This is a genomic window from Acrocarpospora macrocephala, from assembly GCF_009687865.1.
In the GTDB taxonomy this organism is placed as follows: domain Bacteria; phylum Actinomycetota; class Actinomycetes; order Streptosporangiales; family Streptosporangiaceae; genus Acrocarpospora; species Acrocarpospora macrocephala.
In genome coordinates this window covers 132,601-153,255 of the sequence record NZ_BLAE01000035.1, presented here as the reverse complement: position 1 = coordinate 153,255, position 20,655 = coordinate 132,601, and the positions used below count along the sequence as shown (strand labels likewise).

The following is a 20,655-nucleotide window of genomic DNA, read 5'->3' as shown; positions in this document are numbered from 1 at the left end:
CCGCCGGTCCGGCCGGGCCCGTCTCCGCCATGCGGACGGCGGCCAGCAGCCGGGGCTCCATGGCGATGTTGGGGCGCAGCCATACCAGCGGGCGGAAGCCGGCCCATTTGATCGCCAGGCGGAGGTTGAACAGGGCCGCGCCGCAGCTCACGTACAGGGAGCGGCCCCGGGGGTCGCTCACGGTGAGCCGTCGTTCGGGGTCGGCGAGCAGTTCGACGGACTCCCGGCGGACGACGCGGAACCGCCACGGCTGGGTGTTCTGCACCGACGGCGCCGCACCGGCCGCGATGAGCAGCCGCCGTACGCCGAGATCGGTGGCCAGCGGAGCGATCATGGCACGCCTCCTTCGTACGCTGTGCCGCCAGGCTCCCGTTCGCGCGGGCGCGGGAGGCAGAGCCGGACGGCTCACCGCGGGAGGACTTTGGTCCCGTCGAGCGGCTCAGGGCCGAAAGTCCCGTACGGAACGGGCCTTGCGGGCCCCGCGCGCGAGTCCTCCAGCCCTAAGCGCCGGCCCGCCGAACCGGTGTCATTGAGGTGCGAGAACAAGACAAGGACCGCTCTCCAAAGGGACTCACCATGGCCACCACCGAAGGACGCCCCACCGTCCACACCTCCCACCCCTTCAACTCGCAGACCTCGCGCTCGGTGGACTATGTCTGGGCCGTCGCGCGCATCTCCCTCGGCTGGGTCTTCCTGTGGGCCTTCCTCGACAAGGCCTTCGGCTGGGGCCTGGCAACCCCCGCCGCCCGCTCCTGGATCAACGGCGGCAGCCCCACCACCGGCTTCCTCAAAGGAACCGGCGAAAACGCCCTCGGCGGCTTCTTCTCCAGCCTCGCCGGACAGACCTGGGTCGACTGGCTGTTCATGCTCGGCCTGCTCGGCATCGGCGCCGCCCTCATCACCGGCGCCGGAATACGCATCGCCGCCGCCACCGGCACCCTGCTCCTGGTCTTCATGTGGGCCGCCGAACTCCCCCTCGCCAACAACCCCTTCATGGACGAACACCTCATCTACGCCGTCGTCCTCATCGGCCTGGCCCTCGCCTCCGCCGGCAACACCCTCGGCATCGGCACCTGGTGGTCGCGCACCGCGATCGTCCAGAAGTACCCGATCCTCAAGTAACCGACTCCGTCAAGACGCCCATCCACACCGGATGGGCGTCTTGGCGTTCATGATGCTGGATCGGTGATGCGGTAGCCCACGCCAGGTGTGGTGGTGATGATTGGTGGGTTGCCTAGTTTGCGGCGTAGCCGGCCGATGGTCACGGTGACGGTGTTGGTGAATGGATCGGCGTTCTCGTCCCAGACCTGTTCGAGGAGTTGCTCGGTGCTGAGGAAGGCGGGGCCGGCGCGCAGGAGGGCTTCCAGGAGCGCGAATTCCTTGACCGAGAGATCGAGCCGGCGGCCGTCGCGGGTGGCCGTGCGCCGGGCGGGGTCGAGTTCGAGGCCGACCGCCCGCAGGGTCCGGGTGCGGGCGGAGGGCCGGCTCGGCGCTGCTGCGGGCCAACGGCATCAGCGTCCTGGCCACGTCCGCGCTCACCCAGCTGCGGGTCGTCGTCGGCGTCGCCGCGCTCCTCGCCGTCGCCGCCGTCTTCACCCTCGCCCTCGCCACGCTGGTACGGCGAGCCTGGGCGGCGATCCTCGTCGCGATCTCGGCCGTCGTCCTCCCCTACCTGCTGGGAGTCCTTCCGCTGCTGCCGGATGAGGTGTCGAGGTGGCTGCTGCGCGTCACCCCAGCCGCTGCCTTCGCCGTCCAGCAGAGCATCAGGGAGTATCCGCAGGTGATTGCCTACTACGCGCCCATGGGCGGCTATTTCCCCCTGCCCGGATGGGCCGGGTTCGCTGTGCTCTGCGGCTACGCCATGGTCGTGCTCGGGCTGGGCTTCTTCCGACTGAGCGGGAGGTAAATGGATTGCCTGTCGCGGGATATCGGCGGGATGCTCGCGGGATGCGGAAGATAGCGACCGACCCTCAGGGCGTGCCGGTTATCAGTTATCAGAAGGGGGTCCGGGACGGGCTGCCCTGGGCGGACATGGTCGAGGTGATCGGGCCTGAGCCGGCCAAATTGATTATGAGTGCCTTTGTTGGCTGGGCGGTTTCCGTACCGGTCGATCTTGGGAGAGAGCTCATCGAGAGTGGTGCTCGGCTGAGCCGGCATGCGCACACGATGTACTGCGATCTGACCGAAGACTTGCCTCCCGCCGACAGCGAGGCACCGCCGGGATTCCGGTTCTCGCCGGCGCATGAGCATGAGGGCAGGGAGATGTTGCCGGCCATGGTGGCCGCGTATCCGCCCGGGCATCCTGATCACTCGGGGCGTGACCCTGAGGATGCGTACGAGCAGGAGCTGGCTCCGCTGATCGGCGGGCAGCTGATCGGCACGCTGCTGCCGTGCAGCACGGTCGCGGTCGACGGCGGCGGTGCGGTCGTCGGCGGGGTTCTGGTCAATCAATGGCGGGACGTGGCGTGGATTTCCGAGGTCTTCCGGCATCCGGATAAATCCCCTCCTGGGTTGGGTGCCCGGCTGATTCGGCACACGCAACTCCGCGGAGCGGCGGATGGTCTGCCCACCATGGGCTTGGCCGTGTCGTACGCGAACCCAGCCAAACACGTCTACGCCAGGCTTGGCTTCACCATCACGGACACCATGATGACCGTAATCATCGGCCCCTCCTGACCCGACTTCTGCTTGACGTTCGGCCGCCGATCCTTGGCCCCTTGGGGGGCGGAGCCTGCTCAATAGTTACTTTACGTAACTAGAATGTTCCTATATGTGGTCGATTGACCCGTGGGGGGCAGGTGTATAGGTCAAAGGAAGTTCCGGAATCGTCGCAGGGCCGGTGCTCGGGGAACGATCTTCCGCTCGTGGATCCGGAACGATCTCTGGGCCATTGCTCGGCGAGCGCCCTCGCGGCGACGCTCGGCCTCGACCAGGCGTGGCGCCAGGTCCAGGAGCGGGTGGCGGCCGAGTCCCTGATGGACCTGAACGTGCACGGCCGGGGGCACAATCCCTTTCCCGTACGGCCCGCTCTCGCCGTCCTGCACCCCGCCGCGGAACCCGTGCTCCGCCACCGGGTCCAGGGGCTGGTCGAATGCCTGAACCAGCTGGTCAGGCAGTATCCCACCGACCGGGAGCTACAGGATTTCCTGGCCATTCCCGCACGGCTGCACCGCTGGATCATGATGGAACCCGCGCCAGAACAGCTGCGCGTCGACTACTGCCGCCTGGACCTGCTGGGCAGCACCCTCGACACGGTCCGGGTCCTGGAATTCAATCCGAGCAGCCCGGGCGGAGTGATCGCCTCGGGCATGGTCAACCGATTCTGGCGTGCCTCCAGGCTCGGCCCGACGCTCGCCGAATGGGCGCCACACGCCGCCCCCTTCGAAAGCGAGGACTGGTTCGCCCGCTGGCTGCTTCGCTTCGGCCGCGAACATGTAGGCGCGCACGACCAGGGACGCATCGCGCTCTTCCACTCCCGCGAGAGCACGAAATTCGAACTCGACCAGGTACACAGGCAACTGACCAGGCGCGGCCGAGAGGTCGTGGAAATCGAGCCGTGCGCCATCGATTCCATCAAGGACGTCCGGCTGGGCTATCTCAAATACATTCCAGTGGAGCCAGACGAAGTACGGCAGTGGGATCGTTTCTGCGCCCGCCTCATCGAAGGCACGCTGGTCGTGCCCAATCCCCTGGGGCAACGATGGGTCGCGGAGAACAAGCTCTGCCTCGCTGTGCTTTCCGATCCTCGTTTTCGCCGGCTCTTCGGCGAGACGAACGTGGATTGCCTGGACGCCCTGGTGCCGTACAGCCGCAAGCTCGGGGACGGCATTGAGGGGGACGAGGTCGTCGCCAGGCGGGAGAACCTGGTCCTGAAGGCTCCCTACAGCTTTCATGGCAGGGATGTGTTCATCGGTTCCGAGCATGACGCGCCCTCCTGGGCCCAGGTGGTGCGCGAGCACCAGGGCTGGCTGGTTCAGGAGCGCGTGCGAGCCGCGTCGGTGGAGACCCATGACGGCCCCTACCTGCACGATGTGGTCGTGCCGGTGCTCGAGGGGAAAGTGATCGGTTATTCCGCCCGCATGAACAACGGCCTGCTGCTCAACGGCGCTCAGGGCGGCGGCGCGTACGCCATCTTCAGCCCGCATTTCCTCGGCTGACCCGCGCAGGTGGACATCACCTGCGCGGGTAGTGGCGATCAGCCGCGCGTGTACTGCTTGGGCAGCTTGTAGCCCCTGCTGGCGAGCACCGCGCGCAGGCGGTCGGGGTAGTCGGTGATGAGGCCGTCGATCCCGTCGTCGAGGAGCTTGTTCATGGTGGGCTCGTCATCGACGGTCCACGGGATCACCTTGATGCCGAGGCTGTGCGCCTCGTCCACCATGGCCTTGGTCACGTACGGGCGGTAGCCGGGGTCGGTGACCTTTCCGTTCTGCGGGAACCCGTGGACGGGAGAGAACGCGGCGGCCCCGAAGGACTTGATGGCCTTGAGCGGGTTGCCGCCGAAATCGTCGATGTCGATCCCGCCCAGCCAGGGCGACGCGCCGGGCTGGCCGGTCTGCAGGAAGTCGAAGTTGGTGAGGGCCACCAGCGGCAGCCGCGGCTCGACCTGGCGCATGCGCATGAGCGAGCCCCAGTCGAAGCTCTGGATGGTGACCTGCTTGAGCATGCGGGCGCGGCGGATCTCCTGGACGGCGACCTGGATGAACTGCTCGCGCGGCGCGGTCTCGGCGGGCGCTCCCGCCTCCACCTTGGTCTCGACGTTCAGCATGACGTCGTGCGCGCGGAAGCGCTTGACCAGGTCGAACACCTCGCTCAGCAGCGGCATCCTGGCGCCGGGCGCGGGCCGCTGGCCGGGGAAGTCCGGCAAGGTCTTGGTTCCGCAGTCCAGCGTCCTGACCTGGGCGAAGGTCAGCGTGTTCACGTACTTGCCGACATAGGGGAATTCGGGGTCGCCAGCGGTGACCGGGCCGGTGTCCTGGCACTTGCGGCCGTCCACCCTGCGGTCATGGGTGACGACGGCCTTGCCGTCCTCGGTGATCTGGATGTCGAGTTCAAGCGTGCTCACGCCGACGCGCAACCCATTGGCGAAGGAGTCGAGCGTGCTCTCCACCACGAGGCCGAGCCCGCCCCGGTGCGCCTGGAGGTCAAAGTCCTTGCGGTGGTGCTTGCCGTACAGGTCGGGGTCGGCGAGCGCCGGACCCGAGAGGGCCACAACGGCCGCTCCGGCGAGGAGGGCCACGGAGGAGGTACGAAATAAGGTCATGACATCTTTCCTGTTTCGCCCGCACGTCGGTGATCAGCGGAACGGGGATGCTGGACAAGACGGCCGCGGATCAGAACCAGGACACGGCCAGAGTCCAACCTGCCGATGATCTGTGACCTCCGAGGAAACACCCAACGAAGGCAGGACCACCTTCTTCCTCAATTTCGAGCGAGCGGGGTCCGCCGTACGACGTCGGCAAGAATTCACCTGATCTCGGGCAGCGAGCCTCATCTGACCCCGAGTTTCGGACGTATAGCGGATAGGTCGCCAGGCGATAACGTCACGGCGACGTATCGGGAGGGCGCTGTGGGAGTTGCGCAGGTGCACCAATGGCCGCTGGCTGGGCGTCAGGCGGAGCTGAGCGTGATCGATACAGTGCTGGCGAGCGGCGAGAACGACGGCCTCGCCCTGATCGGCGCGCCCGGGATGGGGCGGACCAGGCTGGCCCGCGAGGCGCTGGCCCGGTGGACGGCCGCGGGGGGCGCGGCCGAGTGGGTGGCGGCGACCCGCGCGGCGGCCTCGATCCCGTTCGGCGCGCTCTCCCATCTGCTGCCGGGCAGCCAATGGCTGGCCGAGAGCCGCGTGGAGCTGCTGGCCCGGGTGGCGGACCGGATGGCCGCGCGCACCGCCGGGAAGCCGACCCTGTTCGTCGTGGACGACGCCCACCTGCTGGACGAGGCCTCGGCCGCGCTGCTGCGCCAGCTCGCGGCCCAGCGCCTGGTGATCCCGCTGGTCACCGCCTGCTGCTGCGAGCCCGCGACCGACGCCGTCGCCGCCCTCTGGAAAGACACGGCGGTACGGCTAAGCGTGGGCCCGCTGCCCCCGGAGGCGGTGGACCGCCTGCTCGACCTGACGCTGGACGGCCGGATCGATCCCCTCAGCCGGCGGCGCCTGCACCGGCTCGCCGACGGCAATCCGCTGCTGCTGCGAGAATTGCTGGCCGACACGGTGGAGACCGGCACGCTGGCCCGCCGGGACGGGCTCTGGCGCTGGCGCGGCGGCGTGCCGGCCAGGGCGCGGGTGGCGGACCTGGTCACGGCCCGGCTGCGCACGCTGGACCCCGCCACCCGCGAGGTGCTGGAGATGATCGCCTGCGGCGAGCCGCTCGCGCTGGCCCTGCTCCAGCGCTTGGCCGACCAGCACGCCATCGAGACGGCGGAGCGCAGCGGAATGGCGGTCGCCGAACAGTCCGGCGCGAGGGTGACGCTGCGCCTGGCCCACTCGCTGTACGGCGAGGTCCTGCGAGCGGGCCTCCCGGTGACCCGGGCCCGGGCGATCTGGGGACGCCTCGCCGAGGCGCTGACCGCCGAGCCGATGCGCCGGCGCGACGACACGCTGCTCGCCGGGGTATGGCAGCTCCAGTCGGGCACGATCAGACGCCCGGAACAGGTGCTCGACGCCGCCCGGCAGGCCATCGGGCGGTTCGAGCTCGATCTGGCCGAGCGGCTGGCCCGCGCGGCACGCGGCGCAGGTCCGGGGAAAGACGCCGACTGGCTGCTGGCCCGGATCCTGTCCTACCAGGGCCGCGGCCGGGAGGCGGTGGAGGTGCTGCCCGCGGAGCCCGAGCCGACGAGCGAGCCGCAGCCCATGCGGGCGGTCACCCGGGCGCTGATCCTGCACTGGGGCCTCGGCCGGACCGACGAGGCCGAGCAGGCCCTGGACGTCGGGTCCGGCCAGGACCTGACCGAGGCGACCCGCTCGTGGATCATGCTGTTCGACGGCCGGAGCCGGGCGGCGCTGCGGTCCGCCGAGGACGTGCTCGGCCTGCCGGAACCCGACGAGCAGGCCGTGATCTGGGCCGCGATGAGCGGCGCCATGGCGGCCGGCCTGCTGGGCAGGCCCGATCGGGCCGCCGCCATCGCCGAACGCGGCCGCCGCGTGGCCGACGCCAACGCCGACCGCTTCCCGTGGGGCCAGGCGCAGGTCGGGTACGGCCTCTGCATGGCCCTGCACACCGCAGGAAGGCCGATCGAGGCCGCACGGGTGGCCGAACGCGGCTACCGGAGGGCGGTCGCCAGCGACTCCGCCATGATGACGGGGGTCTGGGCCTCCTTCCGCGGGATCGTGGCCAAGGCCAGAGGCGACCTCGGCACAGCGCAGGCCGCCCTGCGGGAGGCCGTCGCCCTGCTGGAAGAGGAGGACGCCTACGGGCTGACCCGGGTCTGCCTGGCCGAACTGGCCGGAGCGCTCGCCCTGACCGGCGACGCCACCGGCGCCGGCGACCTGCTGGCCCGCGCCGACGAGCACGTGGGCGACCACAACCGCATGTTCGACGCCTGGATCCAGCTCAACCGGGCGTGGGCCGAGGCCGCCAGGGGCATGCTGTCGACGGCGGCGGACACGGCGGCGCACGCGGCCAAGCTGGCCCGCGACACCGAACAGCCCATGATCGAGGCGTGGTGCCTCTACGACGCCGTCCGCCTGGGCGCCGCCGTACAGGGTCGCCTGTCCGCGGTCGCCGCGGCGGCCCCGCAGAGTTTCGCGCCCGTCCTCGCCGACGCGGCGGCCGCGCTGGCCACGGGCGCGCCGGACGCCTTGGACCGGACCGCGGGTGTCTTCGCCGACCGCGGGTACCTGCTACTGGCGGCGGAGGCGGCCAAGCTGGCGGCCAGAGCGCGGATGCGGAACGGGCGCGGCGCCGAGATGCGCGTGGCGCGGGAGCGGGCCACCGTGCTGGCCGAGATGTGCCCGCAGGCCCGTACGCCCCTGCTGGAGCTCAACGACTTCAGCGCCGTGCTCACCCCGCGCGAGCGCGAGATCGCCCGGCTGGCGGGTTCGCTGCCCAGCCGGGAGATCGCCGAGCGCCTCGGCCTGTCGGTCAACACCGTCAACAACACGCTCGCCCGCGCGTACGCCAAGCTGGGCGTCAGCCGGCGCGGTGAACTCGCGGCGATCTTCGTCACCGACGGGGGGTGAACGGCGGCCGGCGGCGGGATCTGCCTGGGGGCCCACCGCCGGCCGCCTGCTCGATGGTGCCTACGGGAACGGCACGGTGGGGACGGGCTCCGGGGTGCAGAGCGCGTCCGGGGGGCAGCCCGTCGGCGAGGGCAGCGGGATCGGGGTCGGAATGCTTCCCGCGTGGGCCGCGGTGGCCACGGCGATGACGCCCGTGCCCAGCAACGCGGCCACCATCAGGGCCGCCCGGTGGGCGCGCGAACGCATGTGCATGATGTCCTCCTGAATCACGGAATGGCTGGGACCACGAGCAGGACCACCGGCTCGGCGTTGATGGGCGCGCCGGTGTTTCCGGCGGTGTAGCTGGCGCGCAGCAGGTACTGGCCGGGTTCGGACGCCGAGAGCGAGCCGATGCTCACCTCGTTGTGGACGCAGTTCGACCCGGTGAGCCGGAAGGAGTTGCTGGTGTACCAGTAATCCTCGAATTTGGTGATCTGGTAGAAGATCTGGGTGTCCTTCTTCAGCCCGTTCCCGCCGATCGACAGCGCGAGCGAACCGTGGGGCGAGAGCACGACCACGGGGACGCCGAACTGCTGGTTTCCCTCGTATCCGGACTGGTGGAGTCCGGCGGCGGATCGCACGTAGACATGGCCCGCCGTCGCGCATCCGGCGGCCTGCACCGGCTGCGCCGCCACCGCGAGCGACGCCATCAGCGCCAGGCCGAACGGGACGAGCCCCCATCGGCCAGGGGTTGTGACTCTGGACATGACGACCTCCCCCTATGAGCTGGGTATGGGGCACTTGAGGGCGAGCTCCCGCTCGAAGGCCCGCTGTGCGTTGGGATTGGAGCCCCAGGGACCGGAGTGGTCGCCGGGGAGCTTGCCGGTCAGGTGGGCGACCTCGTGCAGGACGAGCAGCGCGCGGATCTGATCGTTGCTGTACATCCTGACGACGTTGTAGAGAGGGGCGAGCGCGGATGTGTTGACGAGCGCCTTGTACCCTTCCACCCGGGATTCGTTGAAGAACGGCTGCCAGAAGGTGATCTGGCTGGCTCCCTGGCCGTTCCCGGAGCTCGGAACGGAAGCCATGGCGTCGGCCGCCTCCGGGTTGGTCCGGTCGGTCTCCATCTTGATGGTGCTCTTGTGCAGCACGTCGGGCACCTGGTCGGCGGTGATCCCCGCATTCGCCAGGAAGTCCTTGCAGCTCTGCTTCTGGATCGCCTTGGAGGCGACATTCCAGGCCTTGGACGTCTTCTGCCCCGGCGTGTCGGGAGGGTTGGGCGGCGACGTGGGTGGCGGCGGTGGCGGCTCCTCAGGCGGGTTGTTGGGCGGGGGAGGCGGCGGCGGGTCTATCGGCGGCCAGGGAGCGGGCGGAATGGGATCATCGGGCGGGGCGGTGATGGTGCCCCCGCCGATGTCGCCGCACCACACCGATCCCGTCGAGGTGTTCACGGTGCAGTTGGCGTAGCTCGGTGGAGCGGCTACCACCTGCACCATTCCGACGAATGCCGCAGCCGCCGCGAGGGCCGCGGCGGTGATCGCACGGGACTTGCGTGAGCGGCGTCTGCGCCGTTTGGTCTGGTTACTTGGTGCTGCCATGCGTTCTCTCCTTTCTTCCACTTCGGCCGAGTAGGACCTGGACGTTGGCGGCCGACATCACGGCCAGCTCCGCCACGTACCGGCACCAGAAGGCGCGGTCGCCCTCGCGGAAACGGCGGTGCGCCTCCAGGAACCGGGGCATGTTCGCGGCGAACAGCAGGCCCAGCGGCGGGGCCAGCGAGGTGACGAGCCCTCGGCGCTGGGGAATCACCTGCATCAGGCATCGGCCGAGGCGTCCGTTGCCATCCACGAATGGATGGATGAACTCAAGCTGGGCGTATCCGACGGCCGCCTGCTCCAGCGGGCTCACGTCGTCGCGGCGCAGGTAGGCCAGCAGGTCCGCGATCAGCTCCGGGACCAGCTCGTGCGGCGGCCCCACGAACACCGCGTCGGCGGGCGCCGCCGCGCAGAGCCACACCAGCCGCTCGCGCAGCCCGCCGAGGCCCGGCACGAGGGTGGCGTGCAGCCCGGTCAGCCAGTCGAGCTCGACCGCCGGCGCGGCGGCGCCGACGGTCACGGCGCGGCGGAACGCGGCCATCGCCCGGTGGGGGTCGCGGCCCAGACGCACCTGCCGTCCCACGGCCAGCGCGTTGACCTGCGGGCTCGGCAGCGACTCGGCATGCAGCAGCGAGGTGACCAGCTGTTCCCCGCGGCGGTGCCGGGCCAGGATCGCGTCGCACTCGCGCGCCGCTTCTTCGGCCGCATCGAAGCCGCCGCAGACGTCCGCCGTGGCGATCGGTGGGGGAATCAGGGCCGCGTATTCGCGGCCGTCGGACCACACGCCGTGCACCACGTCGATCGCCACCGGCCCAGCCATCGTTCACTCCCGTCACCGGCCGACTGCCTGGGCGAGGAACGCTAATTGGGGGGCGGAAGGCGTACCAGATCAGCGGGAGTTACCTGATTTCGGTCAGGTATGACCATGGCACCGGCGGCTTGACCGCACGCCGGTGCCATGATGTTCGGAATGTGCTGGTCAGTGCGCTCTGATGAAACTGAGGAAGAAAATGAGCGATATGCAATCGATGGCGGAGTTCGAGCGGGATGACATGCCCGAGAGTCCGACTGGGTGGGTGGCCAAGCATGTCCGCGCTTACGTCGAGAGCGACGGCCGGGAAGGGCACCTGTTTCAGGGCTTGACCACGCTGCTCCTCACCACGCGTGGCCGCAAATCCGGACAGCCGCGACGCACTGCGCTGATCTATGCCCAGGACGGTGATCGCTACGTGCTGGTGGGATCCAATGGTGGCTCGTCGCACCACCCCGCCTGGTATCTCAACTTGATCGAGCATCCGGAGGTCGCCGTTCAGGTCGGCGCGGACAAGCTCCTCGCGCGTGCGCGAACCGCAACCGCCCAGGAGAAACCAGCGCTGTGGAAGCTCGCTGCGTCGGCTTTCCCGCAATATGACACCTATCAGGCCACGACGGACCGCGAGATTCCCGTGGTGATCATCGAACGTGTTTCCTGAGGGCTCGCGCGCTACTTGTGGGGTTCGACCGGTTGGCGTTGCTCCGCCAGGCGGCGGGCCGGGGGGAGTGCGAGGGTTGCCAGGACGGTGGCGGCGATGAGGAGGAGTGCGGTCCTGGCGGAGGTGAGTTCGGCGAGGGTTCCGGCGAGGGCGGCGCCTGCGGGCTGGCCGCCCCAGGCGATCATGCGGGCGGTGGTGTTGACCCTTCCCTGGAGGTCGTCGGGGGTCTGTTCCTGGCGTTCGACGATCCCGTTGAGGCTGACCAGGGTGTTGGCGGCCTGCCAGCAGGCCAGGACGGGGAGCGCGAGCAGGAGCCGGTCGGTGCACGCCCAGACGATGAGGAGCAGCCCGACGGTGGCGAGCCCGGTGAGGGAGATCGCGGGTGTGCTGAAGCGGTCGCGTAGCCGGGGCAGGGCCAGACCGGCGAGCATCGCGCCGGCGGCGGCTGCGGCGAACAGCAGTCCGATCCGGCCGTCGCCGGAGTAGAGGCCGAACCGTTCGACGGCGACGACTACGAGCAGGCCGAGGACCGCGCCCTCGGCGAGGCTGTTGCCGATGCCGAGGAATGTCAGTGAGTTGATCATGGGGTGGTTGCGGATGTAGCGGATGCCGTCGCCGATCTCGGCGCGCAGGTTCCGGGTCTGCGCCGGTGGCGGGGGTGGGAGCGGCAGGCGGGACAGCAGGAGGGCGGCGGCCGCGTAGCTGAGCGCGTCCAGGCTCATGGCGTGGGGAGCGCCGGTGACCGCGATGAGAATCCCGGCGAGCGCGGGGCCGATCAGGGTGACCAGCGTGCTGAATGTCATGAGGGTGCTGGTGGCTTTGGCGATGCCCTCGCGTCCGACCAGGGCGGGGAGTGCTCCGAACGCGGCGGCGTCGAAGAACACGAAGGATGCCGATGAGCCTGCGGCGACCACGAACAGCTGAGGTGTCGTGAGCAGGTCCAGCGTGGCGGCCACGGGGACGCTCGCGATGAGGAGCGCGCTGGTCCAGCTGGTGAGGACGAGGGTGCGGCGGCGGTCCCACCGGTCGGCGAGTGCTCCGGCGGGCAGGCCGAGGAGCAGGTACGGGACGGCTTCCAGAGTGGCGAGCAGACCGCTGAGGGCGGCGCTGCCGGTGCGCTGGTAGAGCAGCACCGGCAGGGCCACGAGCGTGATCGACGACCCGATCCAGGAGACCACCCGGGCCGACAGGTAGCGGTACATCGGAACGCGGTGGGGAGCGGGGCGCGGCCCGGGGTCTGGGTTCCTTCGAAGACGCGCAGAGCGGAACATCAGAACACGGTGGGGTGCAGGGCGCGGGCCAGGGTCTGGGTGCCGTCGATGGCGCGCAGGGCGGAGTAGTCGGCGGCGGGGGTGCCGATGAGGCGTCCGTTCCTGACGGCCTTGGTCTGGCCGAGGTGCTCGCGCAGCCACTGCTCGGAGGAGGCGCGGTCGGTGTCGTCGGTGTAGTGGTAGACGATCGTGTCGGGGTCGGCCTTGGCGACGGTCTCGACGGAGACGACGTCGAAGTTCTTGCCCGCGGGGACCATGCCGTCCAGGACGTTGGCGCCGCCCGCGGTGCGGACGATGTCGGAGTAGAGGCCGCCGGCCAGGCCGTACAGCTGCTTGTCGAAGATCTGGACCATGGCGGTGCTGACCGGCGGCTGTCCGGTCAGGCGCTCGCGGAGGTCGCCGAGGGCGACCTCGACGGTGGTCTTGGCCTTGGCCGTCTGGTCGGGTACGCCGAGGAGAGCGCCGAGGGCGTCGAGGTCGCGGCCGGTGTCGGCGAGGGTGGCGGTGCCGGTGGTGTCGGGGCAGAAGGCGGCGTCGACGTAGACGGGGACGCCGAGGTCGGCGAGTTCGGCGATGGTGGGGAGTTTCTTGCCGTCGAAGTTGTATTCGCCGTCGGCGAGGATGAAGTCCGGGCGGGCGGCCAGGAGCGCCTCTCGGGAGATCTCGCCGGACGCGAGGACCTTCACCGAGGCGTAGTCGGCGGCGTAGGCGGGTTTGGGCGGTGACTGGTCGGTCCAGACTTGCCCGGCTATGCGGTCCTTCAGGCCGAGCGCGAGCAGGAGTTCGGTGTTGGAGGGGAAGAACGACACGATCCGCTGCGGGGGCTGCGTCACCTGTACGGTTCGTCCGCAGTTGGTGACCTGGGCGGGGAAGGCCGTGGTGGCAGGGCCGGCCGCGACAGTGTCGGGCTCGGCGGGTGCGCCGCAGGCGGTGAGGGCGAGCAGCGCGCACAAGGCGATGTTGATCTTCATCGGGGATCTCCGGTGGCGAAGGTGAGGTTGGGGCGGCCGGTGAGCGGGTTGAGGCCGAGGTGGGCGCGGACGCCGAACACCTCCAGCAGGAGCGCGGGGGTGAGGACGTCGAGGGCAGGGCCGTACGCGACGACCCGGCCGGCGGCCAGGACATAAAGGCGGTCGCAGTAGGCGGCGGCGAGGTTGAGATCGTGCAGGGCGGCCAATGTGGTGATCTTCAGCTCGTGGACGAGTTCGAGGAGTTCGAGCTGGGCGGCGATGTCGAGATGGTTGGTCGGTTCGTCCAGGACCAGCACGTCGCCCTGCTGGGCTAAGGCGCGAGCGAGCAGGACGCGCTGGCGTTCCCCGCCCGAGAGGGTGGCGTAGGGGCGGTCGGCTCTGCCGGTCATGCCGACGCGTTCCAGCGCGCGGGCGATGATCTCCCGGTCGGCGGCGGGGGCGGAGCGGTGCGGGGTGCGGCCGGTGGCGACCAATTCGGCGACGGTGAAGTCGAAGCCGTCGGTGCTGTGCTGGGCCAGGACGGCCGTACGCTGCGCGGATCGGCGGGCCGACAAAGTGCGCCAAACGTCGTCGCCGTCCACCCGCACGGTCCCGGCGTCGGGACGCCGGGCGCGGTAGAGCGCGCGCAGCAGGGTGGACTTGCCGCTGCCGTTCGGTCCGACAAGCCCGACGAATTCGCCGGGTTCGACCTCGAGGTCGACTCCGCTCACGCCGCCGATCTCGACGTGGACGCCGGACAGCTGGACGCGCATCAGGCCACCGCCGATTCACGGCGCAGCAGCCAGAGGAAGAAGGGCGTGCCCAGGATCGCGGTGAGGATGCCGAGCGGCAGTTCCAGCGGCGGCGAGAGGGTACGGGCGGCCAGATCGGCGGCGACCAGGAACAGCCCGCCCGTCACCGCGATCAGCGGCAGCGTCCGCCGGTGGTCGGGACCGACGAGCAGCCGGACGGCATGCGGGACGATCAACCCGACGAAGGCGATCCCCCCGGCGACCGCGATGACGGCGGCCGTCACCAGCGCGGCCACGGCCAGGAGCGCCAGCCGGAAGCGGTGCACGTGAACGCCGAGCGCGGCGGCGGTCTCGTCGCCGAGGAGCAGCGCGTTCAGCCGCCGCCCCTGCAGCAGCAGCCAGCCGGTGCAGGCCACCACGATCACGCCGGGCGCGGTCAGGTCGCTCCAGCGGGCGCCGGCCACCGAGCCCAGCAGCCAGAACAGGATCCCGGCCAGCTGGTCGGGCTGGGCGCGCAGCTGCAGATAGCTGGTGGCCCCCTGGAGCAGGTAGGACAAAGCGACCCCGGCCAGGACGAGCCGGGTGGGGGTGAGCGCGCCGCGGCGGCTGCCCAGCGCCAGCACCAGCGCGAGGGTCGCGCACGCTCCGACGAAGGCCGCCCCTGACACGCCCAGTCCGGCGACGCTCCCGAGGGTGATGACGGCGACGGCGGCCAGGGACGCGCCGGAGGTGACGCCGAGGACGTAGGGGTCGGCGAGCGGGTTGCGTACGACGGTTTGCAGGATGGCTCCGGCGACCGCGAGCCCGGCCCCGGCGATCAGGGCGAGCACCGTCCTGGGCGCGCGCGAGTTCCAGATGATCTCGTTGTCGATGCCGCTGACGTCGGCGGGCGGGCGCCCGGTCGTCAGGTGAGCGGTGATTACCCGCCACACGTCGGCGGCGGGAAGGTCGACCGCTCCGTAGGTGACGGCTGCCACGAGCAGGACGGGCACGGCTGCGAGCAGCAGGACGACCAGGAGCGGGTAGCGCCGTTCGGAGATGAGGTGAGGGGAGCTCAACTGAGGTCTTTCAGTGCGGGAGGGGCAGGGCGCGGCGCGGACGGCCGTCCAGGCTCGCCTCAAGCCGGGTCCCGCCCAGGAACGGCAGCCCGGCGGCGGTGTTGGAGTAGGTGCCTGGCGCGATGACACGGACCACGTGCAGGCCCGCGCCGCGTACGTCGGCGGTGGTGAGGTCGCTGTAGAGGACTTCGGGACCGAGCCGTAAGGCCAGCTCAGGGATATTGCCCGGCGGCGGTGGCGTCACGGTGGGCTGGTATTCGGTGAGGGCTTGGGCGAGTTCGTCCTCGAACTCCTCCTGGATCGCGGGATCGAGGAACAGTTGCAGGTGGCAGCCGTAGTCGACGACATCGGCGAGGTCGGCCCGGTAGGAGGATCCATAGGCGCGGTCGGATCGCCATGGTTTGAGAGGGCTGCGCGGATCGGCCGCGACCCGGCAATAAGGCCCGTCCTGGTCATCCAGACCGGCGACGAACAGCTGCAGCTGCAGGGCCTCGCCGTAGGCCTTGACCATCGATTCCTCCGCACTCGCGCGTACGCCCATGCCGAGGGTCAGGTAGCCGCTCTCGCGATCACGAACCAGCGCTCCGGCCACGCACAGGCCACTCTGATTCGGGAATTCGAGAAACCGGACGTCCAGCCGTCGTCGCGGACCTTCGGCGAAGGCGGCCAGCCATGGCGGCGGGGTGAGGGCGCGGAGTCCGGCCCGGCCGTGCCAGGCGAGGGTCATGGCGTCCCGTTCGACGATCTCGCACAGCCCGCCCCACAGGGCGAACTCCAGGGTCGGCCCGGCGGCCAGCCCCGCCTGGATGACCGGGTTGGTGCGTGGCGTCGGCGGTTCCAGGTCGGCAGAAAAGTACGACACCCACACCAGACCGGCCGGGACAAGCCTGGCCTCGCCGGTGACCAGGTCGGTGGCCGCGGTCCATTCCACTGGCAGTGCCGAGGTGAACTCGACGAGCGGAAAGCCCGCCCGGGCGTACTGGTCGGCGGAGTACAGGGCCAGCGACGCCGGATCCAGCGCCTTCGGGCCGAGCTCCCCGTGGGTGGCTGTGAGCAGTCCGGTGGGGACGAGGTTGCCGCAGTAGCGTTCGGCGGCCTCGCCGAGCGCCGCGCCGAGGACGGCTTCGGGGTCGGCGAACGCGTATCCGGCCCCGGCGGAGTCGGATGGCCAAGGGCTGAACCGGGTGGTGTCGGACAGCAGGGCGGTGACCAGCTCAAACGAGCCGGGCAAGTGGGCGGGAACGTCGGTGCGGATAAGGCCGCGGACGATGCCAGTACGGGCGTCCAGGAGAGTGTCATACATAGTCACGCCAGGCCATTTCTGGACCGATGCCCTTGATCAGGCCGGACCAGGAGGTGTCATGCACGGTCACGCGAGCCCATTCGGGCCAGATCAGGTGGGAGTCATACATAGTCACGCCAGGGGGAGAGGGTGTAGGAACAGGTCGTCTTCGGTCAGGACGCGGTCGGTGAGCCCAAGCAGGCGCGGCGTTTCGTACAGGCGGGTGCCGCCGCGCAGTGGGAAGGCGGGTGGGGCGTTGCCCACCAGCCCGGGGACCAGGACCCGCACCACCGACAATCCCGCCGCCGCGATGTCACTAGTGGTCAGGTCGACGCTGTAAGCGGTCAATCCGGCCTCGGCCAGCCGGTCCACATAGGTGGCGGGGTCGGCGGAGGGCAGATCCGCCAGCGCGGGTCCCGGCTCGGCGCGAAGCCGGTCGAGCGGGGCGCCCTGCATGCGGGGGTCGAGGTAGAGCTGGGCGATGGCGGGCAGGTCGGTGAGGTCGCGATAGTCGAGCCGGAAGGCGTCGCGATAGGTCCTGTCGGCGCGGAAGGGCCGGAACACATGCGGAGCGAGAGCGCCTTGGGCCACCGCTCGCCACACTTCGCCATCGGGGTCGGCCAGTTGCAGGGTCAGGGAGTACAGGCCGAACGCCTCAGCCAGCGCCTTGGCCGCAGCCCCATCTGGAGTACTGCGACAGGCGCTACCAAACGAGACAATCCCCTCGTCCTCCAGGAACGCGGCCATCACCGGCACGCCGAACTGCGAAGGAATGACCAGCAGCCGCACCGAGGGACCGTCGCCGCCCAGCGTCGCGGTCACCCGCTCCGGGTCGGACACCGTCTCGACGTCGGCCCCGCTCGACCACCAGATCGTGGTCGCGTCCCGTTCGAACAACTCCTCCAAGGCGGCTTGCTCGGCTCGCCTCCTGCTCGGACCGGCCGCGATCCCGGAGTAGAACAGCGAATGCGTGGCCGGTTCCGCCGCGCGCGGACCATGAAAGTAATCGAGCCAAGCCATCGACGCCGGGACCAGCACCGATGCGCCCGTCCGCAGGTTGGTGGCGGGCGTCCAGGCGATCTCCAGATCGCGGGTGAGCGGGACGAACGGAAATCCAGGCTCGCGGTACTGGGCGAGCGAATACAGCGGGATCGTCTCAGGATCGAGTGCTGCTTCACCGAGCCGCCGCCAGGAGGAGACGCGCAGGTTCCCTGGAATGGCGTTGCCGCAATACCGCTCCACGGCCTCACCCAGCGCCGCGCCCCTGGCCCGGGCCGGGTCCGCGATGGCCGCGCCAAACCCGTGCCGATCGGCCGTCCAACCCGCGAACCTGCGCGTATCGGAGACAGCCGCCCCCCACCCAGTCCAAAAACGGGGCACGCCGGGCGGCCGTGCCTGGGGTTCAAGCGCAGTCAACACTCCGGTACGCGAGTCAACCAGCAGGTCTTCGGGTCGGTTCATGGCTCGCGAGTCAACCAGCAGGTCTTCGGGTCGGTTGATAGCGCGCGGGTCGATCAGCAGGTCTTCGGGTCGGCTCATAGTGCGCGGGTCGACCAGCAGGTCTTCGGGTCGGTTCATGAGGTCTCCAGGACGAGCCTTGCGGCGTGCACGCGCTGCCGGACAGAAGCGGTCGCAGTGGTGGTGTAGCGGTCAGCCCCCGTGCCGAGGGCCAAGGCAAGGCGGGGGAAGTCACTACCGGTGATCTCCAGCCGCAGCCGCGACCCGGCGGGCAGGGTGGCCGCGACGGGATTCAGAACCAGACGGCCGGATCCGCCTGCCCGGCCGCGGGCCAGCTCGAAGACCCGTCCATCGGCGGTGTACTCGGTCAGCCGCACGATCCAGTCCACGTCCTCGACCGGAGCGGTGACATCCAGATGTACTTCGGCCGCGGTGAAGGTAAGCGGATCCGGGAGCGGCGGTGTGGCGAAGCGGAGCGCGTCGGAGCGTTCATCGAGCGCCTTGCGGTCGGCACCAGGCGCCAGCGAGGGGTACGGATCCCCAGGATCGTGAACGAAACCACCAAGCTGTGCCGGTCCGCGAACGAAACGGCCAAGCTCTGCCGGGCCATGAACGAAGCCACCAAGGTCCGCCGGGCCGCGAACGAAACCGCCAAGCTCTGCCGGGCCATGAATGAAACCAGCAAGGTTGGCCGGGCCGCGAACGAAGCTATCAAGCTCTGCCGGGCCGCGAACGAAACGGCCAAGCTCTGCTGGGCCATGGATGAAACCACCAAGGTTGGCTGGGTCGTGAACGAAGCCGCCAAGCCCTCGTGGGCCGTGAACGAAGCCACCAAGGTCCGCCGGGCCGTGAACGAAACCGCCGAGGGTGGCCTCTGGTTGGCTGGGGTGAAGGGATCCGTCCGGATGGGCGTACAGGATTAGCGTGGTCGTGTTCTGCGGCCAGGACAGCCAACTCGTCCCGCCGATCGGGAGGATCTGCTCCTCTGCTCGCGCGGTGCCGTCGAGGCAGTCCCAGAGCCAGGCGACCTGGAGCGCGCCCAAGTCCAACAGTGAATGCGGGCCGTGGTCTCGGTCGCCATACCTGGTCCTGCCGGTGAAGGCCAGATCGTGACCCCACGGGCCGATCACTAGCCGCTGGGGCGGGCGAGGGGCGAGGGCGCTGCCCACGATGCGCCAGTGGAGCAGGGTCTCCTCGACCAGCAGGTCGTACCACCCTCCGACATGGAGCCCGGCGACCGGCAGTGCGGCCAGTTCCCGTTCGGTGATCTCCTCCTTCGGCTGGTGATGCGGTCCGTCACGGACGACGTCCGCCCAGCCGGGAAGGCTTGCTCCGATCCGGTCGGGCAGCCCGATCACCGGCAGGTGAGCCAACGCGCTGGGATCGGCGCCGAGCAGGAGCGCGGTGAGTCCGTCGCGGCTGGTACGCCCATCTGCGCGCTCCAGCCACCAGGCCGCGTGCTCGGCCAGCCGGAGGACACCGTTCTCGAATTTGGTGCGGTGCAGCGCCATCGACGGCCCCATGCTGACCACCGCCGAGACAACTTCCGGCCGCTCGACGGCCAGCGCCCAGGCGGTGTACCCGCTGTAGGAGCCGCCGTAGCCGATAAGGCGTCCGTCACTCCACTCCTGCGCACAGATCCAGTCGGCCAGCGCGGCCCCGTCACCACGTTCGTTGCGGTAGCACTCCCAGACCCCGTCCGAGTCATACCGTCCGCGCACATCCTGGACCACATACGCGAAACCGCGCCGCGCCCAGCCGGTTCCTTCCGCCAAGTGCTGGTTCCGCCCGTACGGCGTGCGAGTGACCACCGTCGGGACAGGCCCGCACGAAGCGTCGGGAAGGCGGACATCTACCGCCAGCGGGGTGCCGTCCCAGCCGGGCAACCGCACGTTGAACCGGTTCATGCGACCGGCAGCGGCAGCACAGGATGCCGATCGAGGCCGCCGGAAGCCGGATCCACGACGAGCTGGTAGGAGCCACTCGCGGGAAGACCGGTGACACGCCAGGTCAGCACATCGTTGACAAGCAGTCCCGCCGCGAACGCGACCGCCCCTGTGTTCGGCCACGGAACCGGCGGCAGCGACACCGCGCCCACCGCACCCGCGTCCAGGTAGGCCCACAACCCCGCGAGCTCGTCCGGCAACGCCGCCGCCGCGAGCCTGCGGCCCCGCAGATCCCGGTAACTCGCCGTCCGCCCCGGCACCGTCATCGGCCCGAGCACCAGCCGAGTCCCCTCGACATGGCAGCGATGCCAGACCCTCCCACCCGCGTCGATCTCCTGCCAGCGCTCGTCCGGCAACCAGCCCGCGCAGGCAACCAGCACATCGGCCGCATCCGGGTCACCGTCAACGACCACGGTCGCGACCCCCTCCAACAACCGCGCGACATGCAGGGCCACCGGCCCCTCCCCGCTCACGCAGACCCGCAGCTCGCGCTCCGCGACCTCCGCGGCCATGGCGAGCACACCCCGCTCCCGCAGGACGGCCGCCAGCGGCTCCAACTCCTGATCATTCCCACCCTGATAGGCCTGGTCGCGCATGCGCTCCAGCAACGCGGCCGGACCAGAAAGCCGCGCGAACCGCTCATGCTCGTCACACGAGCGCCAGGCCCCATCGGGACCGAGGTACAGATGATGACCGGGGGCGATCGACTCCATCGA

General features: G+C 70.0%; 20 protein-coding genes and 1 pseudogene. 6 read left to right on the top strand and 15 right to left on the bottom strand.

Features of this window, described 5'->3' with window-relative positions; translation table 11 throughout:
* Positions 1 to 334, bottom strand: a pseudogene (locus tag Amac_RS53860) (Acg family FMN-binding oxidoreductase); the annotation flags it as partial.
* A gap of 242 nt (positions 335 to 576) precedes the next feature.
* Here Amac_RS53860 and Amac_RS28975 point away from each other — a divergent pair.
* Positions 577 to 1,122 (top strand): DoxX family protein, encoded by a 546-nt coding sequence (locus Amac_RS28975; protein ID WP_155357570.1) that lies wholly within the window; start codon positions 577 to 579, stop codon positions 1,120 to 1,122.
* A 47-nt stretch (positions 1,123 to 1,169) separates the two neighbouring features.
* On the opposite strand, the gene Amac_RS28970 is transcribed toward Amac_RS28975, so the two are convergent.
* Positions 1,170 to 1,355 (bottom strand): winged helix-turn-helix domain-containing protein, encoded by a 186-nt coding sequence (locus Amac_RS28970; protein WP_373869894.1) that lies wholly within the window; start codon positions 1,353 to 1,355, stop codon positions 1,170 to 1,172.
* Positions 1,356 to 1,705: 350 nt separating this feature from the next.
* On the opposite strand from Amac_RS28970, the gene Amac_RS54515 reads away from it, so the two are divergent.
* The 3 genes from Amac_RS54515 to Amac_RS28955 all read left to right on the top strand — a co-directional run bounded on the left by Amac_RS54515 (position 1,706) and on the right by Amac_RS28955 (position 4,157).
* The gene (locus Amac_RS54515; RefSeq protein ID WP_174900236.1) at positions 1,706 to 1,906 is read left to right on the top strand and encodes a hypothetical protein; all 201 of its coding nucleotides are present in this window, start codon (positions 1,706 to 1,708) and stop codon (positions 1,904 to 1,906) included.
* A gap of 125 nt (positions 1,907 to 2,031) precedes the next feature.
* Positions 2,032 to 2,676 carry a GNAT family N-acetyltransferase gene (locus Amac_RS28960; protein WP_155357569.1) on the top strand — a complete coding sequence of 215 codons (645 nt, stop codon included), beginning with the start codon at positions 2,032 to 2,034 and terminating at the stop codon, positions 2,674 to 2,676.
* Between the two features lie 188 nt (positions 2,677 to 2,864).
* Complete coding sequence (locus Amac_RS28955; protein WP_155357568.1) at positions 2,865 to 4,157, top strand: hypothetical protein; 1,293 nt, start codon at positions 2,865 to 2,867, stop codon at positions 4,155 to 4,157.
* Positions 4,158 to 4,195: 38 nt separating this feature from the next.
* On the opposite strand, the gene Amac_RS28950 is transcribed toward Amac_RS28955, so the two are convergent.
* Positions 4,196 to 5,260, bottom strand: a complete 1,065-nt coding sequence (locus Amac_RS28950) for a glycerophosphodiester phosphodiesterase family protein (protein ID WP_155357567.1) — start codon at positions 5,258 to 5,260, stop codon at positions 4,196 to 4,198.
* A 105-nt stretch (positions 5,261 to 5,365) separates the two neighbouring features.
* On the opposite strand from Amac_RS28950, the gene Amac_RS28945 reads away from it, so the two are divergent.
* A complete protein-coding gene (locus Amac_RS28945) occupies positions 5,366 to 8,176 on the top strand; it encodes a sigma factor-like helix-turn-helix DNA-binding protein (RefSeq protein WP_155357566.1) in 2,811 nt (936 codons plus the stop codon).
* A 60-nt stretch (positions 8,177 to 8,236) separates the two neighbouring features.
* Here Amac_RS28945 and Amac_RS28940 read toward each other — a convergent pair whose 3' ends face one another.
* The 4 genes from Amac_RS28940 to Amac_RS28925 are packed head-to-tail and all read right to left on the bottom strand — an operon-like array spanning position 8,237 to position 10,570.
* A complete protein-coding gene (locus tag Amac_RS28940; protein WP_155357565.1) occupies positions 8,237 to 8,428 on the bottom strand; it encodes a hypothetical protein in 192 nt (63 codons plus the stop codon).
* A gap of 14 nt (positions 8,429 to 8,442) precedes the next feature.
* On the bottom strand, positions 8,443 to 8,922 hold the full coding sequence (locus Amac_RS28935; RefSeq protein ID WP_155357564.1) for a hypothetical protein: 480 nt from the start codon (positions 8,920 to 8,922) through the stop codon (positions 8,443 to 8,445).
* Between the two features lie 12 nt (positions 8,923 to 8,934).
* Positions 8,935 to 9,753, bottom strand: a complete 819-nt coding sequence (locus Amac_RS28930; protein WP_155357563.1) for a hypothetical protein — start codon at positions 9,751 to 9,753, stop codon at positions 8,935 to 8,937.
* Positions 9,737 to 10,570 (bottom strand): Fic family protein, encoded by an 834-nt coding sequence (locus Amac_RS28925; RefSeq protein WP_155357562.1) that lies wholly within the window; start codon positions 10,568 to 10,570, stop codon positions 9,737 to 9,739. The genes Amac_RS28930 and Amac_RS28925 overlap by 17 nt, the downstream gene beginning before the upstream one ends.
* A gap of 172 nt (positions 10,571 to 10,742) precedes the next feature.
* Here Amac_RS28925 and Amac_RS28920 point away from each other — a divergent pair, with 172 nt between their 5' ends.
* Entirely contained in the window at positions 10,743 to 11,222 is a 480-nt protein-coding gene (locus Amac_RS28920; RefSeq protein ID WP_246268774.1) for a nitroreductase family deazaflavin-dependent oxidoreductase, read from the top strand.
* Between the two features lie 11 nt (positions 11,223 to 11,233).
* On the opposite strand, the gene Amac_RS28915 is transcribed toward Amac_RS28920, so the two are convergent.
* The 8 genes from Amac_RS28915 to Amac_RS28880 all read right to left on the bottom strand — a co-directional run bounded on the left by Amac_RS28915 (position 11,234) and on the right by Amac_RS28880 (position 20,652).
* Positions 11,234 to 12,493: an MFS transporter gene (locus Amac_RS28915; RefSeq protein ID WP_155357561.1), complete on the bottom strand. Its 1,260-nt coding sequence runs from the start codon at positions 12,491 to 12,493 to the stop codon at positions 11,234 to 11,236.
* On the bottom strand, positions 12,493 to 13,464 hold the full coding sequence (locus Amac_RS28910; RefSeq protein WP_155357560.1) for an ABC transporter substrate-binding protein: 972 nt from the start codon (positions 13,462 to 13,464) through the stop codon (positions 12,493 to 12,495). The genes Amac_RS28915 and Amac_RS28910 overlap by 1 nt, the downstream gene beginning before the upstream one ends.
* On the bottom strand, positions 13,461 to 14,216 hold the full coding sequence (locus Amac_RS28905; RefSeq protein WP_155357559.1) for an ABC transporter ATP-binding protein: 756 nt from the start codon (positions 14,214 to 14,216) through the stop codon (positions 13,461 to 13,463). Before Amac_RS28905 ends, Amac_RS28910 begins: the two co-directional genes overlap by 4 nt.
* Positions 14,216 to 15,253 carry a FecCD family ABC transporter permease gene (locus Amac_RS28900; protein ID WP_246268773.1) on the bottom strand — a complete coding sequence of 346 codons (1,038 nt, stop codon included), beginning with the start codon at positions 15,251 to 15,253 and terminating at the stop codon, positions 14,216 to 14,218. The genes Amac_RS28905 and Amac_RS28900 overlap by 1 nt, the downstream gene beginning before the upstream one ends.
* 10 nt (positions 15,254 to 15,263) lie before the next feature.
* Positions 15,264 to 16,556, bottom strand: a complete 1,293-nt coding sequence (locus tag Amac_RS28895; protein WP_155357558.1) for a YcaO-like family protein — start codon at positions 16,554 to 16,556, stop codon at positions 15,264 to 15,266.
* Positions 16,557 to 16,667: 111 nt separating this feature from the next.
* The gene (locus Amac_RS28890; protein WP_218041340.1) at positions 16,668 to 18,113 is read right to left on the bottom strand and encodes a YcaO-like family protein; all 1,446 of its coding nucleotides are present in this window, start codon (positions 18,111 to 18,113) and stop codon (positions 16,668 to 16,670) included.
* Positions 18,110 to 19,900: a CocE/NonD family hydrolase gene (locus Amac_RS28885; RefSeq protein WP_155357557.1), complete on the bottom strand. Its 1,791-nt coding sequence runs from the start codon at positions 19,898 to 19,900 to the stop codon at positions 18,110 to 18,112. Before Amac_RS28885 ends, Amac_RS28890 begins: the two co-directional genes overlap by 4 nt.
* Positions 19,897 to 20,652: a hypothetical protein gene (locus tag Amac_RS28880; protein ID WP_155357556.1), complete on the bottom strand. Its 756-nt coding sequence runs from the start codon at positions 20,650 to 20,652 to the stop codon at positions 19,897 to 19,899. The genes Amac_RS28885 and Amac_RS28880 overlap by 4 nt, the downstream gene beginning before the upstream one ends.
* Between the last annotated feature and the right edge of the window lie 3 nt (positions 20,653 to 20,655).

Bases quoted from the DNA above. Each gene is read 5' to 3' on its own strand.
- Amac_RS28975 (WP_155357570.1), top strand. From the start codon at position 577: ATGGCCACCACCGAAGGACGCCCCACCGTCCACACCTCCCACCCCTTC.
- Amac_RS28960 (WP_155357569.1), top strand. From the start codon at position 2,032: ATGGTCGAGGTGATCGGGCCTGAGCCGGCCAAATTGATTATGAGTGCC.
- Amac_RS28950 (WP_155357567.1), bottom strand. From the start codon at position 5,260: ATGACCTTATTTCGTACCTCCTCCGTGGCCCTCCTCGCCGGAGCGGCC.
- Amac_RS28945 (WP_155357566.1), top strand. From the start codon at position 5,366: ATGATCTGTGACCTCCGAGGAAACACCCAACGAAGGCAGGACCACCTT.
- Amac_RS28940 (WP_155357565.1), bottom strand. From the start codon at position 8,428: ATGCACATGCGTTCGCGCGCCCACCGGGCGGCCCTGATGGTGGCCGCG.
- Amac_RS28935 (WP_155357564.1), bottom strand. From the start codon at position 8,922: ATGTCCAGAGTCACAACCCCTGGCCGATGGGGGCTCGTCCCGTTCGGC.
- Amac_RS28930 (WP_155357563.1), bottom strand. From the start codon at position 9,753: ATGGCAGCACCAAGTAACCAGACCAAACGGCGCAGACGCCGCTCACGC.
- Amac_RS28925 (WP_155357562.1), bottom strand. From the start codon at position 10,570: ATGGCTGGGCCGGTGGCGATCGACGTGGTGCACGGCGTGTGGTCCGAC.
- Amac_RS28920 (WP_246268774.1), top strand. From the start codon at position 10,743: ATGAAACTGAGGAAGAAAATGAGCGATATGCAATCGATGGCGGAGTTC.
- Amac_RS28915 (WP_155357561.1), bottom strand. From the start codon at position 12,493: ATGTTCCGCTCTGCGCGTCTTCGAAGGAACCCAGACCCCGGGCCGCGC.
- Amac_RS28910 (WP_155357560.1), bottom strand. From the start codon at position 13,464: ATGAAGATCAACATCGCCTTGTGCGCGCTGCTCGCCCTCACCGCCTGC.
- Amac_RS28905 (WP_155357559.1), bottom strand. From the start codon at position 14,216: ATGCGCGTCCAGCTGTCCGGCGTCCACGTCGAGATCGGCGGCGTGAGC.
- Amac_RS28895 (WP_155357558.1), bottom strand. From the start codon at position 16,556: ATGTATGACACTCTCCTGGACGCCCGTACTGGCATCGTCCGCGGCCTT.
- Amac_RS28890 (WP_218041340.1), bottom strand. From the start codon at position 18,113: ATGAACCGACCCGAAGACCTGCTGGTCGACCCGCGCACTATGAGCCGA.
- Amac_RS28885 (WP_155357557.1), bottom strand. From the start codon at position 19,900: ATGAACCGGTTCAACGTGCGGTTGCCCGGCTGGGACGGCACCCCGCTG.
- Amac_RS28880 (WP_155357556.1), bottom strand. From the start codon at position 20,652: ATGGAGTCGATCGCCCCCGGTCATCATCTGTACCTCGGTCCCGATGGG.